19 protein-coding genes and 1 pseudogene are annotated in these 16,570 nt (G+C 35.1%); 1 reads left to right on the top strand and 19 read right to left on the bottom strand.

Annotated features, from left to right (window positions below; all coding sequences use genetic code 11):
- Positions 1-18: 18 nt before the first annotated feature.
- Positions 19-369: a NifB/NifX family molybdenum-iron cluster-binding protein gene (locus HORE_RS09545; RefSeq protein ID WP_015923558.1), complete on the bottom strand. Its 351-nt coding sequence runs from the start codon at positions 367-369 to the stop codon at positions 19-21.
- 156 nt (positions 370-525) lie between these two features.
- Positions 526-1,356 carry an MBL fold metallo-hydrolase gene (locus HORE_RS09550; RefSeq protein ID WP_041606627.1) on the bottom strand — a complete coding sequence of 277 codons (831 nt, stop codon included), beginning with the start codon at positions 1,354-1,356 and terminating at the stop codon, positions 526-528.
- 492 nt (positions 1,357-1,848) lie between these two features.
- On the opposite strand from HORE_RS09550, the gene HORE_RS09555 reads away from it, so the two are divergent.
- Positions 1,849-3,330 carry a sodium-dependent transporter gene (locus HORE_RS09555; RefSeq protein ID WP_015923560.1) on the top strand — a complete coding sequence of 494 codons (1,482 nt, stop codon included), beginning with the start codon at positions 1,849-1,851 and terminating at the stop codon, positions 3,328-3,330.
- A gap of 121 nt (positions 3,331-3,451) precedes the next feature.
- Here the strand turns inward: HORE_RS09555 and HORE_RS09560 are convergent, their stop codons facing one another.
- From HORE_RS09560 to HORE_RS09625, 17 genes and pseudogenes are all read right to left on the bottom strand, one after another.
- Positions 3,452-4,402, bottom strand: coding sequence for an ABC transporter substrate-binding protein (locus tag HORE_RS09560; RefSeq protein WP_015923561.1), 951 nt, complete (start codon positions 4,400-4,402; stop codon positions 3,452-3,454).
- A 66-nt stretch (positions 4,403-4,468) separates the two neighbouring features.
- Positions 4,469-5,113 carry an ABC transporter permease gene (locus HORE_RS09565; RefSeq protein WP_015923562.1) on the bottom strand — a complete coding sequence of 215 codons (645 nt, stop codon included), beginning with the start codon at positions 5,111-5,113 and terminating at the stop codon, positions 4,469-4,471.
- A gap of 16 nt (positions 5,114-5,129) precedes the next feature.
- Positions 5,130-6,263 (bottom strand): betaine/proline/choline family ABC transporter ATP-binding protein, encoded by a 1,134-nt coding sequence (locus HORE_RS09570; protein WP_015923563.1) that lies wholly within the window; start codon positions 6,261-6,263, stop codon positions 5,130-5,132.
- 229 nt (positions 6,264-6,492) lie between these two features.
- Entirely contained in the window at positions 6,493-6,978 is a 486-nt protein-coding gene (locus HORE_RS09575) for a hypothetical protein (protein WP_015923564.1), read from the bottom strand.
- Positions 6,979-7,058: 80 nt separating this feature from the next.
- Positions 7,059-7,229 carry a hypothetical protein gene (locus HORE_RS12985; protein WP_167935779.1) on the bottom strand — a complete coding sequence of 57 codons (171 nt, stop codon included), beginning with the start codon at positions 7,227-7,229 and terminating at the stop codon, positions 7,059-7,061.
- A 104-nt stretch (positions 7,230-7,333) separates the two neighbouring features.
- Positions 7,334-7,510, bottom strand: a complete 177-nt coding sequence (locus HORE_RS12990) for a hypothetical protein (RefSeq protein WP_167935780.1) — start codon at positions 7,508-7,510, stop codon at positions 7,334-7,336.
- A 317-nt stretch (positions 7,511-7,827) separates the two neighbouring features.
- On the bottom strand, positions 7,828-8,472 hold the full coding sequence (locus HORE_RS09580) for a class II aldolase/adducin family protein (RefSeq protein ID WP_015923566.1): 645 nt from the start codon (positions 8,470-8,472) through the stop codon (positions 7,828-7,830).
- Positions 8,459-9,526, bottom strand: a complete 1,068-nt coding sequence (gene mtnA, locus HORE_RS09585) for an S-methyl-5-thioribose-1-phosphate isomerase (RefSeq protein WP_015923567.1) — start codon at positions 9,524-9,526, stop codon at positions 8,459-8,461. The genes HORE_RS09580 and mtnA overlap by 14 nt, the downstream gene beginning before the upstream one ends.
- 241 nt (positions 9,527-9,767) lie before the next feature.
- Positions 9,768-11,096, bottom strand: coding sequence for an MATE family efflux transporter (locus HORE_RS09590; RefSeq protein WP_015923568.1), 1,329 nt, complete (start codon positions 11,094-11,096; stop codon positions 9,768-9,770).
- A 428-nt stretch (positions 11,097-11,524) separates the two neighbouring features.
- On the bottom strand, positions 11,525-12,334 hold the full coding sequence (locus tag HORE_RS09595) for a tetratricopeptide repeat protein (protein ID WP_083763043.1): 810 nt from the start codon (positions 12,332-12,334) through the stop codon (positions 11,525-11,527).
- Positions 12,303-12,863 carry a hypothetical protein gene (locus tag HORE_RS09600; protein WP_041606057.1) on the bottom strand — a complete coding sequence of 187 codons (561 nt, stop codon included), beginning with the start codon at positions 12,861-12,863 and terminating at the stop codon, positions 12,303-12,305. The genes HORE_RS09595 and HORE_RS09600 overlap by 32 nt, the downstream gene beginning before the upstream one ends.
- Positions 12,864-12,986: 123 nt before the next feature.
- Positions 12,987-13,196, bottom strand: a pseudogene (locus tag HORE_RS12735) (RHS repeat-associated core domain-containing protein); the annotation flags it as partial.
- 138 nt (positions 13,197-13,334) lie between these two features.
- On the bottom strand, positions 13,335-14,189 hold the full coding sequence (locus HORE_RS09605) for a hypothetical protein (protein WP_015923571.1): 855 nt from the start codon (positions 14,187-14,189) through the stop codon (positions 13,335-13,337).
- Positions 14,190-14,212: 23 nt separating this feature from the next.
- A complete protein-coding gene (locus HORE_RS09610; protein ID WP_015923572.1) occupies positions 14,213-14,725 on the bottom strand; it encodes a cell wall hydrolase in 513 nt (170 codons plus the stop codon).
- A 223-nt stretch (positions 14,726-14,948) separates the two neighbouring features.
- On the bottom strand, positions 14,949-15,488 hold the full coding sequence (locus HORE_RS09615; RefSeq protein WP_015923573.1) for a hypothetical protein: 540 nt from the start codon (positions 15,486-15,488) through the stop codon (positions 14,949-14,951).
- A 91-nt stretch (positions 15,489-15,579) separates the two neighbouring features.
- The gene (locus tag HORE_RS12555) at positions 15,580-16,275 is read right to left on the bottom strand and encodes a peptidoglycan-binding domain-containing protein (protein WP_083763047.1); all 696 of its coding nucleotides are present in this window, start codon (positions 16,273-16,275) and stop codon (positions 15,580-15,582) included.
- Positions 16,276-16,325: 50 nt separating this feature from the next.
- The gene (locus HORE_RS09625) at positions 16,326-16,562 is read right to left on the bottom strand and encodes a hypothetical protein (protein ID WP_143710056.1); all 237 of its coding nucleotides are present in this window, start codon (positions 16,560-16,562) and stop codon (positions 16,326-16,328) included.
- Positions 16,563-16,570: the final 8 nt, after the last annotated feature.

Below are 16,570 nucleotides of genomic sequence, written 5' to 3' on the forward strand. Positions count from 1 at the left end.
ATCACCCGATTTCTTACTTTATTTAACTGGACCTGTTATTTCTTCAAGATTACCATTCTCATATTCCTCAAGGGCTTTTTTTATAGTACCACCTTTATATGAGTAAATCTTAACACCACCTGCCTTGAGGGCACTAAAGGCTTTGGGCCCTACCTGGCCAGTGATTAAAACACCTACCCCTTCATCTATTAAAGTCTGGGCAGCAAGAACTCCAGCCCCGCTGGGAGAATTATGGGCAGGATTTTCCATAATATCAACCTCTTTAGAATCTGTACCATTTACATATGCAAAAAAAGAAGACCTCCCGAACCGGGTAGTCACTTTACTATTCAGGCCATTTTTTTCACCACAGGTTAATGCAATTTTCATTAATACATCCTCCTTTTGTTTTGGTAATTATGGTTCTTAAGTATCATAGATTCTTTATTTATCGGGACAACTATTATAGTATTTATCCCTTTTTAAGCTATCCTAAATTATAGCACTGTTTTAAGCATATGTCAATAACAACCCGGTAATAATTTCTTAATATGGAAAAACAAAACGGGATCCTACCTCTCCCCGGCTCACCCTTTCTTTAAACCTTTTTACCATATAATTTACAGCTTCCACACCGGTACAATGAAGAGGAACAAGAAGTTTAAAATCAATACCATCTAAATAATCGACCGTTTTTTTAATTCTTGAATTTTCGGCATTGATTAAATGCATTCCCCCCAGGATTGCATAAATTTTATTCCCTTTAAACTTTTCTGATACATATTCCAGGGTATTAACAATACCCCGGTGGGCACATCCCGATAAAACAATTAGACCCTGAGGGGTCTCTATAACCAGGACCTGCTCATCCTCAAAATTATCTCTGGTAAATTCATTATCTTTTTTAACCTTATAGCGCCTGCTGCTCTTTTCATAGTTATTATAACCGGGTATATCTCCAACCAGCCAGAAATTCCCGGCAGTCCTGGTAACCCCCCGGACTGGCTCAAAGGAAGGTATATCTTCCCTGGAAATTCCACCCCCACGATATTCTGTACCAGAATATTTGGCATCAAAAACTCCGGGGTGGGCATAAACCGTTACCTCCTTATTTATCTCCAGTAGTTTTTTCAATCCCCCTGTATGGTCATAATGACCATGGCTCAGAAATACTGCCTTAATTTCCCTTAAATCTATCCCTATTTCATTTGCGTTGTGTATTATAGAAAAACCCTGTCCAGTATCAAATAAATATCCCTTATCCCCTGTTTTAATATAAAATGATAGACCGTGTTCTGCTATAAGGCCTTTTTTATATACTTTATTCTCGGCAAGAATTATAATCTCCAGCTTATCCTGGTTCTGATAGTTATTCATTATCATAATATCAAATCTCCACTAATTTTTATTTTAATGAATTTCACAATATTAATTTATAAAATAATAAAACCCCGGTTTTAGTTAATTATAACATAACTTTCTTTATATAAAGTAAATTATTACACCATTATTTTTTCTGGACTGATTTTAGACAGTCCATGACTCTGATTTGATATTATCCTGATTATGACAGGTTAAAATTCTGCAAATTACAAAATAAATATTTCCAAAATGTATTTATTTTTATTATTTTACTAATTTACCGAATATTCGACAATTTATTTGCATTACTGACATTATTTTGATAGAATAATATAAAACTATAATTTTTACCCTGAAGGAGGTAGATAGGAGAAGAGCAGGTTGATACATTTAAGTTATTGATAAATAATAAGAAGGAGAAGATTTGCAGGCAGTGGGAATAGGGAGAAGAAACCATTAACGGTTACATTATTTAATTTAACAATTTACCAAATAAGGAGGAAGAAGATGGAGAAGAAAGAACAATGGGGAAGTCGTCTTGGATTTATATTTGCTGCTATAGGTTCTGCTGTAGGATTGGGTAATATCTGGCGTTTTTCCTATCAGGCTTATGAAAATGGTGGTGGGGCATTTTTACTACCTTATCTAGTAGCCCTATTTACAGCCGGTATCCCACTGTTAATTCTGGAGCTTGGACTCGGGTTCAGGACCAGGTCATCAGCCCCCCTATCTTTCAAAAAGATCGGAAAAAAATATGAATGGATTGGCTGGTGGTCAGTCGGGGTTGGTTTTGTAATCACCGTTTATTATACTGTAATTATCGGGTGGAGCCTGGCCTATGTCTTTAAGGCCTTTAATCTTAACTGGGGTTCAAACCCTGCTTCCCACTTTACAGGTGAATTTCTGGGCGCAACCGGAAGTGTCTGGGAACTTGGTGGTATCAGGTTTTTTGCGCTGGCATGTCTCATAATTGTCTGGCTGGCCAATTATTTTATCATATCAAGGGGTGTCCAGAAGGGTATCGAAAAGGCCAGTAAAATTTTTATGCCTTTATTGTTCTTCCTGGTTATATTAATTACAATCAGGGGAATCACCCTGCCGGGGTCTATTGAAGGTATTAAAGCCTTTGTTACTCCTGATTTCAGTAAAATCACCGACTGGAGGATCTGGGTCAGTGCCTTTGGGCAGATCTTTTTTACTTTAAGCCTTGGTTTTGGTATTATGATTGCTTATGCCAGTTACCTGCCTAAGGATTCTGACGTTGTCAGTAACGGAATAATTACCGCACTGGCTAACAGTGCCTTCAGTATTATTACCGGTTTTGGTGTCTTCGGTGTTCTGGGATATATGGCCATGAAACAGGGAGTCCCTGTATCTGAAGTAGCTACTGATGGAATTGGACTGGCTTTTATTGCCTTCCCCAAGGCCATAAACCTGCTCCCGGCCGCTTCCAGGATTTTCGGAGTCTTATTCTTCCTGTCCCTGGTTATTGCCGGGCTAAGTTCCAGCATATCACTGGTAGAGGCTATGGTAGCAGCCTTAATCGATAAATTTGAAATTTCCCGTAAAAAAGCCGTCACCTATATCTGTATTATAAGTTTAATCCTCGGTATTCCATTCGTAACCGGTGGTGGCCTGGTATTACTGGATATTGTTGATCATTTCATAAACCGGTATGGTTTGTTACTCGTCGGTTTTGTTGAACTTGTAGTAATAAGCTACTTCTTCGGAGTAGATAAAATTAAAAAGGCTGTGAATCCTTCCTCAAACACAGAGGTGGGCCCAACCTGGTCGATTATGGTTAAATATTTAAGCCCTCTGGCTCTGATTTTTGCTCTATTTTTAGAACTGATAAAGGATTTAACCAGTCTTTACGGAAACTACACTTCGCTGGAGATAATTCTCTTCGGCTGGGGTACAGTTCTGATTGTTATTCTCCTGGCCTTTAACCTGGCCAGAAGAGAGATAACTTTAAAAACCAATGTATAAATCTGACTTATAAAGTAAATACACTCTTATAAACAATGAAACTCATGTAATATTATTATATTATTAAAGCCCTATCTTCCGGTTTAAGAATAACCGGGATAGGGCTTTTTAATTATTATATTTACTTATTCTCTTCCCCATTTATATAACTTGCCAGATCAGAAATTGTTTTTATACCAAGCTTTTCAGCCTTTTTCCTGGTCATCAGCAAAGTATAGGTATTATTGGCAGGGGCGTAATCTAACCAGATAATGTTATTAGCCTCAGCATCCCATTTCTTAACCTTCTGGTATGCTTCGTCGGACTGGGTAATCTCGTCTTCTTTCATTACGGTCATTAAAACAGTCCCGGTATATTCCCAGCAGGCATCAATCTGACCTGATTCCAGAGCCTTACGGAGGGCCGGAGTGCCTCCCAGGCTTGTCCTATCCTCAACAGGATAACCATGGGCTTTTAGGAGATCAATTAACATGTGACCTAAAATAAGCTGCTCGGTAAATATCTTGGAAGCTACTGTTATGGCAGGCCCCTGTTTGAGCTCTGGTTCATCGGGAAGAAGTCCCTTCTCTTTAAGGAATTTTTGTGCAACCTCTTCGGGGTCTTTACCGTCAACATCTACTTCTTTGTTTAAGTTAGTCAGGGTTTTTTGGTCCAGAACAGGTGGAAGTTTATTAATTACATCAGCCAGTTCAGGGTATTCATCCAGAATTTCCTTTCTGATTGTCGGAGCTGGATTATAGACCGGAAAATAGTTTTTATCATCTTCCAGTGAGACAAGGTCAAAAGCAGCAATCCGCCCATCTGTGGCAAAACCCATGGCTACATCTAGTTTGTTATTCCTTAAAGCATCATATGTTAACCCTGTTTTCATGGTTGTTAAGGCATCCCGGTCAAATTTAAATCCATAGGCTTTTTCCAGTCCAGGAATACCATCATCTCTATTTAAAAATTCAACATTGGTCCCCATTTTAATAACAGCCTGTCCTTCTTCCTGCTTATCACCACATCCAGCCAGAAGAACTATTCCCAGTAACAACACAGCTAAAACTAAAATAAACCTTCTTTTTACCATTTTCTCTAATCCCTCCTTGATTATTGTGATTCTCTCTTTTATGCTACTCCTGCACCGGGTTAATATCTACTTACTATATAGCCGGGGAGTTGACATCTTTTTCTCCAACACATCAAAAAATCTATCTAAAATAATGGCAATTATAGCAGCTAGAAGTGAGCCTATTAGTATCTTTACAGGATTAAACATGGCCAGTCCGGTAAAAACCATCCGGCCCAGACCCCCACCCCCTATTAAATCTGAAATAATTGCTGTTCCCACTGTAACCACTGCAGATGTCTGGACACCAGCTATAATAACCGGTAAAGCCAGGGGAAGTTCAATCTTAAAAAGAACCTGTAAAGGGGGCATTCCCATCCCCCGGGCCGCTTCCAAAATAGAATCATCTACCTCATTGAGAGCAGTATATACATTACGAACAATGGGAATCATTGAATACAGAACAAGGGCACAAACGGCACTCCTCCGGCTTAAGCCAAACCCTGGAATAGTCATTAAAATCCCATAGAGAGAAATACTGGGGACAGCCATAATCAAACTACCGACACCGAGAATACCACGGGCCAGATTTTTTTTATTTCTGATAATAACCCCTACCGACACCCAGAGTAATAAGGAAAAAAACATAGCAATACTGATAAGGGCCAGGTGGGATACAGTAAACCTATAGATTTTATCTATATGGTCAATAAAGTATACAATAATACTCATATTACCACCTTCCCATTTATATATTAACTGACACTAAATCATTTTCCTGATAGGAATTGCTGACATAAGACCTAATATCTTTTAAAGTAACAGTTCCGACCAGTTCCCGCTCATCATTTACAACCGGGACTACAGCCACATCATTTTCGATCATTTTAGCCAGGGCATCCTTTAAAGTTGCCTCTATTTCGACAACCGGGGTCGGTTTCAAAAATTTATACCAGTCGGAATCCTGATGTTTTTTCAATCTATTGCTGCTTATATAACCGGCCAGGTGTTCATCTTCACCGGTGACCATGATATAATCCTGATCCAGGTTATTAATCTCCTTTAAAACATCCTCAGCCCGGGAAACACTCTCTACGGTAGGAACACCGGTATTCATTATTTTGTCAACATGTATTAAATTAAGGACCTTAAGGCCCCTGTCAGAACCAACAAAGTCTTCGACAAATTCATTCCCGGGGTTGAATAAAATGTTGGCCGGGGTGTCAAACTGAACAAGTTCACCCTGATTCATAATAGCTATTTTATCTCCCATTTTAATGGCCTCATCTATATCATGAGTAACAAAAACTATGGTCTTTTTTATCTTGCGCTGCAGTTTTAAAAACTCGTTCTGAAGCTGGGTCCGGGTTATGGGATCAACTGCTCCAAAGGGCTCGTCCATTAACATAATAGGTGGGTCTATCGCCATAGCCCGGGCTACCCCGACCCTCTGCCGTTGTCCACCGGATAACTCCATGGGATATTTATAACGGTTTTCTTCCGGATCGAGTTCCACCATCTCTAAAAGCTCATCAACTCTTTTCCGGATCCGGCCTTCATCCCAGTCCCGGAGTCTTGGTACAGTAGCAATATTTTCATAAACTGTCATGTGAGGAAAGAGGCCAATCTGCTGGATGACATAACCAATATTTTGCCTTAATTCATTGGGGTCTTCTTTCATGGCGTCTTTCCCGTTTATATATATTTTTCCTGAAGAAGGTTCAATAAGACGATTAATAATTTTTAGAGTAGTAGTTTTACCACATCCTGAGGGACCAACCAGAATACATATTTCCCCTTCCTCAATATGTAAATTCAATTCCTTAACAGCAGGTCTGTCCATATTGGGATAAACTTTACTTATACCTTCCAGTCTAATCATACTCTATTTCCCTCCTTATTTAGTTTTAAAATCTTTTGTATTTCTTTAAAAGACTACTATAAAAAGCTATTTAAATTTAAAGGGCAATAAAAAATCCCTCAAGACCAGCCGGAGGCCGGTCCGGGGATTCTATATGGCATTATAAGAAAGCAAAATGAGAAATTATAGAAAGCAAAAAATTCTCCTATTATAGTATAACAAAATAGTCAGTTAAAGTCAAATTTTTTAATCAGGCCGATTTTGTGTTTATTTTTTTCATTGCTTCCATTGTTCTCGTTTTAACTTCATCCGGGTTATTGATCCATTTTACCAGATCTCTATCAATAACTTCATTTAAAAAGCTAACCCATTCTTTATGTAGATTGTTATTTATTGTGCTCTTATCAAGTCTTGAATCCTCTATTATTTCCCATGGAGAACGCCTTTTATATCTTAATAAACCTTCTTTATAGGCCTTGAAATGAGCCCACAGGATAGATAGTATTAATTTATTGGGTTCACGGGCCCCTTCTTTTTGTCCGGTGGGTTTAACATTTATTGAAATATTATCAGGGGTTATTGCTTCAGGGGAATCTTTGGAGAGTATAAATTTTTTGGTAAAGGTTTTGGTAACCCTTTTTGAACTACCTTTTCGGTTCTGTGAACTTCTGTTGTAAGTTCCTTTACTCCCCATCATCTGGCCTAATAATATCCCCAGGAAAATATAGAAAAGCATTATGCAACCTCCTTTTATTAATCATATTTTAAAAAAATATATAGAAAGGGTGTGAAAAAGCACACCCCTTCTAGTTATTTCTATCTTCCAGGGCACTGAACATCAGTAATATTTACATCATCTATATCGACATTAAAAGTAACTTCAAAATCAACTAATAATTCCTGGCGGAAGTTATTGGTACAGCTGTTCCCCCGGCGATAATCATGCCTGTGCCTGCGGGATTCAGCCTGAACAGGTTCCCTATCCATATAATTTTCCTCCTTTCTCAATACTTTTTATAATTAAGAAATAAATAATATTATTTCACTATATTTTAAAATAAAGAATAGTGTTACATTTTTATTAATAATAACTACAGATCAAAACCTGCCCCGGGGCATTGAACATCAGTAACATTTACATTTTCAATATCTACATTAAACGTTACTTCAAATTCTACGAGTAATTCCTGTTTAAATGTGTTGGAACAGCTCCTATCTTTATGGTGTCTTCCTCCCAACAATTCTGTCCGGTGAACTTCCCTACCCATTATATCACCTCCCGTTATTCGTTTAAGAAAAATATCACGATTCCCCTGTATCTCTATATTTTGTAATATAATATGTTTTACAAAAAAAATTGTTAATATCAATATGCATGCTTTTTATGTTAAGTTGGGTAGCATAATTTTTGTCAAATCCCCACTAAACTCCTTTTTCTTGAAGAAAGACTGGACCGATACCAACTAATCGAAACTACTTAATCCAGTTAAGTGGTCATTTGAAATAGAGTTGAGCTTAATAAAGAAAAGGGCTAACCCTGTTAGAGGTTAACCCCGGATAGACAAAAAGCTAAAAAATATTTAATTTACTTATCCTGGCCATAACTATTTTTTACAAACTCCTGCATAGCTTTGATATCATCATCAGGTATCAATCTCGGTTCACCAATAAACCTGCTGTATATATAAAGCCTGGCTGTTTTCTCCACCACATCACATACCTTAAAGGCCTCGTCCATATCCTCACCGACACATACCGTTCCATGATTTAGTAATAACACCGCTTTTCTATCTCCGAGGGCTTTTACAGCATTTAATGCAAGTTCCTTAGTACCCGGCAGGGCATAATCAGCACACCTTACCGAATCCCCAACAATCTGGACAAAGTCCTCCGATACTGGTGGAATTTTTTCACCGGTGATGGCAAAAGCCCCGGAGTAAACAGCATGGGTATGGATGATAGCATTAACATCTTCACGGGCCTCATATATCTTAAGGTGTAATTGATTTTCAATCGATGGTTTTTTATCACCCCTGATTACTTTACCATCTCTATTGAAAACCACAATATCCTCCTGCTTAATTTTTTTATAGTCAATACCACTGGGAGTTAGGTAAATTTCCCCGGTTTCCGGGTTCCGGCAGCTTATATTACCCCAGGTACCCACTGTCAGACTCCGCTGGCACATCTCAAGACCTGCGGAAACAACAATTTTCTCATAACTGGCCATCAATATCCCCCTTTTTCTGGCTGGATTTCAAACTGGCTATTCCCTCTTTATATGGTGGCTCAATAATCCCCTTTTCAGTAATAATGCCAGTTATATTTTCAGCCGGAGTAACATCAAAAGCGGGGTTATAGACTTCTACCCCATCTGGAGCAATCTGGATACCCTGGATATGGGTTACTTCTTCCGGTGAACGTTCTTCAATAACAATTTCTGACCCGTCATTGATATCAAAATCGATTGTTGAAACCGGAGCCGCAATATATAAGGGAACACCGAACCTGACTGCCAGTTCTGAAAGCATAAAGGTCCCGATTTTATTAGCTGTATCTCCATTGGAGGCAATTCTATCAGCTCCAACAACTATAACATCAATGACCCCATCCCTGATCAGGGTTGCAGCAACACTATCAGCAATAAGGGTTACCGGAATTCCCTCTTCAACCAACTCAAACGCGGTGAGACGGGCTCCCTGAAGACGGGGGCGGGTTTCATCAGCATAAACCTTAATATTTTTACCACTCTCATGGGCAGCCCTGATAACCCCGAGAGCCGTACCATAGCCAACTGTAGCCAGAGCTCCTGCATTACAATGGGTTAATATGGTAGCCCCCTGAGGGATAACTTCATTACCAAACTTACCAATCGCCTGATTAGTTTCAACATCCTCCCGGGCTATGTTATCAGCTTCCTCCCTTAATATTTCCAGGATTTCAGAGACGGGTTTATTCCTGTTTCTTTTCATTGCCTGTTCCATTCTATTTATGGCCCAGAAAAGGTTAACTGCAGTGGGCCTTGCTTTAACTAAAACCTTATTGGCTTCCTTAACTTTTTTAAAGAAAACCTCTTCAGAGTTATTTTTAAATTCACTGGCTGCCAGATAAACCCCATAAGCCCCGGCAGCTCCAATAGCCGGTGCTCCCCTTACAACCATGTCGGCAATAGCAAACTCAACATCCCGGTAATCTCTACATTTAAAAAACTCAACCTTCTGGGGGAGTTTTCTCTGGTCAATTAAAATAAGTGTATCTCCCTCAAATTTAAGTGTGTCATACATTATTACCACCCCACTTTATTTGATAATTATGTCAGACCTACCTCATATTTTTTTGAAAAGGTTTAATGGCCTCACACCTTAATTATTCCCGGCAAGTATACAGGAACCCTCCCTGTTTTTTTAATTTACTTTAATTTGAATTTACTTTAAATTGAAGATTATACTCTCTAATTTCCAGACTTTCAGTATAAATACCTCCTGTTTTATCCCTCACTAACCCCTTTATCTGAAGATTTGCCTTCTACACCATCACTTTTCTTACCCATTTTTTCCCTCGCCACCTGAATAACATGCAGACCCCGCGGAACCACTCATCAAGTATTAAACCCATCCAGATACCGGGAAGACCCAGTCCCAGAACAACACCAAAATAGTATGCAGTTGTAACGCCAAGACCCCACATACTTATAATGGCCATAACAACGGGAAAAATAACATCTCCTGCCCCCCTTAAACCATTAATAAGGACAATATTAAAGGTTCTACCGGGTTCAAGGAAAGCATCCACTATCAGGGTAATTGACCCTATCAAAATAATATCCTGGTTATCAGTATAAATACCTATTAACTTTCTTCTAAAAATTATTAAAGCTATTCCCCCAAGAACTGAAAATAACATAGCTGTTTTAAAGTTATTAAGCCCGGTATGATAGGCCTCTTCCACTTTACCAGCCCCGGTTAACTGGCCAATCATAATCTGGTTGGCCTGCCCGATAGAAATTGAAAACAAGACCACAAACCAGCTCAATGTCCAGATATAAGTCCTGGCAATATAGGCCTGTTCCCCTAAATTTAATAATATAATACTCATTATTACTGTTTGGGCTAGGGAATAAGACATATTCTCCATAGCAGATGGGAAGCCAATTTTTATTAGTTTTTTAAAAGTACCTACAGGTTTATCATATAAATATTTAAACATACTAACTGGTACCAGCCCCTTGAACAAAAATATAAATGCTATAATCGTAGCCAGTATTCTACTTACAGTAGTAGCAATAGCGACCCCTTTAACACCCAGTACCGGAGCCCCAAACAGGCCAAAGATAAAAACAGCATCACCAAAGATATTTAAAATATTCATCCCGACTGTTATTAACATACTTTCCCTGGTATAGCCATGGCTCCTGATGATTACAGTAACAGTATTTAATATTGACTGAACAAATAAGGCCCCACCGACAATCTTTATATAATTAGATGCATACCCCATTAGACTCCGGGTAACACCCATTTTAGTCAGTATCACATCACCAAAGAATATCATGGTAATACTAACTAAAAGACCAATGACAAAATTCATAACCAGGGAGATAGAACATACCCTCTCTATTTCCCTTTTATTTTTTGCTCCCACATTCTGGGCCACTAAAACTGCTGTACCTGCTGAAATTATGGCAAAAATTAAATTTAAATTTCCTATTACCTGGTTAGAAGCCCCAACAGCCCCAGCAGCCCTGTCATCAAATTGACTTAGCATAAAAATATCAGCTATACCCAACAACATAAACAGGAGGGTCTCAATAAATATAGGTACAGCTAATTGAAACAGGCTTTTTCTTTTTTCCATGCTGTTACACCTCTTACATTTACTGTTTTTTATAGTGTCATATGTAAGTATTACTGTCCATTATAACAAGCATTAACGGACTTTTTGACAATCTTTCACAATTAAATTTTAATTATGAAATTTAATTATTTGCATACCCAGATGTACATGAATTCATTACAAATTAACACCTATTATAGAATATCATAATCCCAAAGTCAAATCACCATAAGATCTATTGGAAAATGATTATAATTTCGTTAATACGGTTTATTTTTTCTGCATTATTTATAAACCCCGTGGGTGATATCACCCCCGGGGTTAACCAGGTTTACAAGTTAAAATTATAAAGATAATTAATAATACAAAAATAACAGTATATTTATTATTGAAAAAGTGTTAAGTTTCCTAACTTAATATGACTTCATCTGATAAATACTGATTCAAGGTCAATATTCTTTCAATATTCTAAGTAGATTATCATCAACCTCTTCCCAGGTATATTTTTTAAAAAAGTTCTTATCCTTTTTTAAAGCTTCTTTATAAATATTTCTGGCTTTATTGAATCTCTTTTTCCACAGATTAAATATTATTTCCCAGTAATACGAATCCAGCTCTTCTTTATATTTAGTTTTCATCTCTTCAATGTAGTCTTTTACTTCTTTTTCTTTATTTAATCTATAACATAAGTAGATTAAAGAATTATATAAAGTAACATTTAAATAATCTTTTTCACTATAAATATTTTTAAAATAATTATAAATTAATATTTCTTCCTTTTTATTAAAAGCGCCTTCTGGCCATTTATACTTTATATAAAATGCAGGGTCAACTTTTAACCCCTTAAAGAAATATTTAATTTTTTTCTCTTTATCGCTGGTTTTAGCATATATATTTATTAACCACCAAAAACTATCTAAAGTAAATTTAGATTTATAAGCAGATAAATTTGTTACTTTTAAAAACATTTCTTCTGCTTTTTCTAATTCATTTAATTTAAAATAAGAACATGCCAATAGATAATACACTTTTATCGTTTTTTTCGTTTCAATAGATTTTTCTAGATAAAAGGCAGCTTTTTTATAGTTTTTATTTATATAAAAAAGATTAGAAAGATTGTAAAGAGAGTTTGAATAAGCATCCAAATTTGCAATATTTATATTACTCTTTTCAAAATAATTAATTGCTTTTTTGTAGTTTAATATACTCTTATTAATATAATTTTTTTTATAATAAACATAAGCTAAATCTACAAATATGTAAGCTAGCTTTTAATAACATGTCCTTATTAAACATATTTATCAAGCTAGCTATTTTTAAATATATGATTGTTTTTCGGTATTTTTTACCTATATAACAAACCTTTGCTTTAAAATAGAAATAATAATTAAAGTATTTTAACTTTAATGAATTTTTGTGTCTTACCGTAATTGCTAAGTGCTTGGTATCTAATTCTTTTTTTAAATGATTAAAATCTTTTGTTATATACAAATCAATAAATATATACATCAGTAATAATATCTGATATGTATTTATATTTAATATTTGTTTTTCATTTATGTATATATTTATAATTAAAAGAATCATCATAATAAAAATGAGAACATAGAAATAACCCGGTTTAATTATGTTATCTTTATATGAAGTTAATATTATAACCCATGCTATAACATATAAAGGATGTAATAAATATAAATAAAAATTCAGGGTCAACAAATTAATGAGTTGAAATATTTGTAATAATTGATAAATGATAAAGATACTACTTACAAAAATTATTTTTTTCATATAATCACCCCTAATAATCATATTACATAAAACTTTTTAAATTTTTTATTGATATAGTCTAACCATTTAATAAACACCATCTAGTAAATTTTGGAAATCCCCAAAAAAATGGGGGCTCTCAAATCAATTATCCATTTCATCTTTGACTTTTTCATTTAAATTTAAAAGTTCAAGATGTTGTTGAATTGTTATTGATCCTATAGGCATTGACATTTTCCCGTTTGGGTCCCACAGATTAACCGGATCCCCATTTACATAGGTATACCAGTTCATCCCATCTTTTACCGGGTCTACAGTCATCCACCTCATACTTCTTGGGTTATATGTCCTGTAGGCAAAGGTGTATCAAAATATTTTTATAGTAATATTCGTTAATACGGTTTATTTTTCCTGCATTACTTATAAACCCCGGGGGTGATATCACCCCCGGGGTCTTGGTAAGTTATTTTAGTTTATATGGTTTATATACAACTATTCATCTAAAGGTATCTTTACTTTAATACTGTATTTGTTAAGAAATTGCTCTACCTCAGGCCTTAGCTTGCCTCCAATATACCTGTATGCATAGTACATTTTATACTTGTGGTCATGTTTTTCCAGTTCTTCTTTCAGTTTATCTATTGAAATAAAATCCAGGGAAACATTATAAAAATATTGAATATCTCTGGGCCACTTTTCATCTATTATCTTTACTACTGTATTAGTAAAATTAGGGTGTGCATTAAATTCACCAATAGCTATTTTTACTTCTGAAGGAAGGCTATATTTATCCTTATTCCTTTGGTATTGGTATCTCAGATCATACCCGATTGTTTTTACTATTCCTTCCAGCATTATTTTTTTGTTCCCTTCCACCGGGTCAAAAACATGCTTTTCGGGAAATTTCCATATTCCTGAATATATAACTGGGAAATATTCTTTTTTGAAATCTTCTGCCTCCCCATAAAATATTTCTATATCTTTATAAATAAATCTACTTCCTTCTTTATTTAGACAATAAACTATCTTCTTTTTTTTGCCATCTTTTGTTACAACATTTTTGTCCCAATCTCTATAACAATAATCTATATATACATAATAGTCATATTCTTTGTTTTCTGGATTAGAAATATGAACTGACACTTCTTTTCCCCAATTTATAACTTTAAAACTTACCCCTTTATTTAATAAAGGAAGCAACTTTTCTTTATAAATTGTACTTTTTATAAATTGAATTTCATTCTTACTTAAATGGTCATCTTCTGAAACTATTTGTAAATTAAATAATAACAAAATCACTATAATGAAAACATATATAAATATATACCTTCCCCTCATTTTATTCATAAGTGATATTCCTCCCTTATAAATTATCTAAATTCTTGATAAAATCTAAACTGATTTGCATCATCAGCAATAATAGATTCTGGATATATTTTATCAGTAACTTCATTAATAACATCTTTATTCCATCCGCTAGGCGTTTCAGGTTGAGTGTTCGTATCATGAAACAACAAAGCCCTATGAGTAATATCATCATCAGATGATGTATCCATTATTTCTTTGACAATTTTGTTTATTTCTTGATATTCTGGTTCATTTCTCTTGTCAGGAGCTTTACTTTCTCTCCAGAGTGGACTTTTTTCAGTAACACTTTCAAACGCATTTTCTTCTCTTATTACTTCTTCGTAGTTATCCGGATAATAACTTGATTCCACCCTATTTCTAATTACCCAAGTTACTGCTTTTCTTTCTAAATTAGTTGTACCTAAAGCTTCTGCATATACTGTTCTTGTTACTAATTCTAATTCTTCATCACTATATGCAGGAGGCTTTTCTTCTATCCCCAGATCCTTCTTTATCTCTTCTCTTAAGTAATTCATGGCTATTAAACCATTCCCATAGTAATATTCGTTATAGTAATTTGCCTTGGCTTTAGGTTGAGCTCCTTTTTCCCTTTACCATATCCTCAGTATAACCGGAGTTCATATTCAGCCAGGACATTTGACTCCGGTACCGTTGTATATATACCCGGTTACTCTGTCTGTCCACCTTAGAAATCAACTTTTTTGCTATTGTTATAAAATCAGTAACTTTATAATTCACTTATATATCAATAGTTTTAATGATTTCTTCTTCGTCTTTTTGAACACGAAAATCTATTTGTTTCTCAGAAATATTTAAAATTTCAATTATCATGTAATCATATGCTTCTTCTAATTTTATAGGATACAATTGCTCATAAGATTTATTATAGAGGTCTAGTTTATACAGCCCACCATCACCATATATGCTTGATGTTGCTACAAATAAAAACTTTCCATCAAAACTCCATGCAAAATTAATTACATCTTCACACCAACTTCCTTCTTGCCAAAAGCGGTTATCTATCTTCCATTTTCCTTTTACTGGCCCACTCATTATATCATGGAATATTAAACCAATATAATTTCCTTGAGCCATTTCCGGAAATGTATAAATTACAAAAGGTCCGTTTGGCTGCTTGTATATTCTAGAATCAAAATTATTATCATCATCTCTTATATATTTCACCAAATATTTATTCATCACTCCATCATTGTTAGCAAAACAGCACATACTTATTAATATCAAAAGAAATAATATAATCAAAATTTTAATTTTCATAGCATAATCACCCTCATTAAAACTTTACTAATTATATTTTCCCAAACCTGGCCTAAGGAAATTGACCTTAAACCAGGTTTGTATTTAAATTTTATTGAGTATAATTAATTATTTTATCATCATTAATCTCTATTGTTTCAGATACATGTAAAGGAATATTGTTTCCTTCATCGCTAATCAAGTTACATAATTCTTCCACATCCTCATTATGCATTCTTATACATCCATATGTTGGTAGTAATTCTTGCCGTGGCGCATATGCCCCTACTTTATTGACAAAATCTTGAGCTACTTCATCTTTTGAAGTCAATCTTGACCCACCACCGTGAATATCTCTGCCACGAGAATCTCCTGTATCTATATAACCTGTACCGTAAGCTCTACCATAATTAATACCGGTCATATATCCTGTTGCAATATATTCTCCCGCAGGTAATGATTCTCTTGTTTCCCCTTCTCGATTCTTTCCTCCTATAATATCATCACTAGCTTGCCATGATTTTATAATTTTTCCGGTATTATCTGTCCAGTAAACTTTCTCTGTATCGTGAAAATATATTTCATGCCTAACATCCTCTATCCCCAGATCCTTTTTTATCTCTTCCCGGGTATTGGGCCCTACAACACCATCTACAGATAAACCTTTATCTTCCTGGTAGTCTCTAACTGCCCCTGCCGTCTCAGGGCCCAATATACCATCAACTGTTACATCATACCCCTGTTGGTTTAAAAAGGTTTGTACCTGTTCTACATCATCCCCACGCATCATGGGCTGTTGTTCCTTCATTATATTTCTTTTAATATTCTGATATCAATAATATTTACCATTTTCTTGAACTATAGATAAATAATTTTTATTGTTAAATATACAGTTAATACTATTACCAGTTTCCATCCCACTTTTATTAGTACCTGATAAAGTGATACTTCTTTATATATTAATGATGTTCCGTAATAAATAAATCCTCCTAAGATTAAAGGAAAAATAATTAAGTCATTGTACCAGAATAAATAATTATAGATAATTGCTATTAAAACAACTATTATAGATATTATAAGAGCAGTAACATTCAATTGTATAC

The organism is Halothermothrix orenii H 168 (genome assembly GCF_000020485.1).
Taxonomy (GTDB): Bacteria; Bacillota; Halanaerobiia; order Halanaerobiales; family Halothermotrichaceae; genus Halothermothrix; species Halothermothrix orenii.

Excerpts from the sequence above, each read along its gene's own strand:
- HORE_RS09575 (WP_015923564.1), bottom strand. The coding sequence starts at position 6,978 with ATGCTTTTCTATATTTTCCTGGGGATATTATTAGGCCAGATGATGGGG.
- HORE_RS09615 (WP_015923573.1), bottom strand. The coding sequence starts at position 15,488 with ATGAAAATTAAAATTTTGATTATATTATTTCTTTTGATATTAATAAGT.
- HORE_RS09590 (WP_015923568.1), bottom strand. The coding sequence starts at position 11,096 with ATGGAAAAAAGAAAAAGCCTGTTTCAATTAGCTGTACCTATATTTATT.
- HORE_RS09610 (WP_015923572.1), bottom strand. The coding sequence starts at position 14,725 with ATGAATTACTTAAGAGAAGAGATAAAGAAGGATCTGGGGATAGAAGAA.
- HORE_RS12555 (WP_083763047.1), bottom strand. The coding sequence starts at position 16,275 with ATGAAGGAACAACAGCCCATGATGCGTGGGGATGATGTAGAACAGGTA.
- HORE_RS09600 (WP_041606057.1), bottom strand. The coding sequence starts at position 12,863 with ATGAAAAAAATAATTTTTGTAAGTAGTATCTTTATCATTTATCAATTA.
- HORE_RS09550 (WP_041606627.1), bottom strand. The coding sequence starts at position 1,356 with ATGAATAACTATCAGAACCAGGATAAGCTGGAGATTATAATTCTTGCC.
- mtnA (WP_015923567.1), bottom strand. The coding sequence starts at position 9,526 with ATGTATGACACACTTAAATTTGAGGGAGATACACTTATTTTAATTGAC.
- HORE_RS09555 (WP_015923560.1), top strand. The coding sequence starts at position 1,849 with ATGGAGAAGAAAGAACAATGGGGAAGTCGTCTTGGATTTATATTTGCT.
- HORE_RS09605 (WP_015923571.1), bottom strand. The coding sequence starts at position 14,189 with ATGAATAAAATGAGGGGAAGGTATATATTTATATATGTTTTCATTATA.
- HORE_RS09570 (WP_015923563.1), bottom strand. The coding sequence starts at position 6,263 with ATGATTAGACTGGAAGGTATAAGTAAAGTTTATCCCAATATGGACAGA.
- HORE_RS09565 (WP_015923562.1), bottom strand. The coding sequence starts at position 5,113 with ATGAGTATTATTGTATACTTTATTGACCATATAGATAAAATCTATAGG.
- HORE_RS12990 (WP_167935780.1), bottom strand. The coding sequence starts at position 7,510 with ATGGGTAGGGAAGTTCACCGGACAGAATTGTTGGGAGGAAGACACCAT.
- HORE_RS09580 (WP_015923566.1), bottom strand. The coding sequence starts at position 8,472 with ATGGCCAGTTATGAGAAAATTGTTGTTTCCGCAGGTCTTGAGATGTGC.
- HORE_RS09560 (WP_015923561.1), bottom strand. The coding sequence starts at position 4,402 with ATGGTAAAAAGAAGGTTTATTTTAGTTTTAGCTGTGTTGTTACTGGGA.
- HORE_RS12985 (WP_167935779.1), bottom strand. The coding sequence starts at position 7,229 with ATGGATAGGGAACCTGTTCAGGCTGAATCCCGCAGGCACAGGCATGAT.
- HORE_RS09545 (WP_015923558.1), bottom strand. The coding sequence starts at position 369 with ATGAAAATTGCATTAACCTGTGGTGAAAAAAATGGCCTGAATAGTAAA.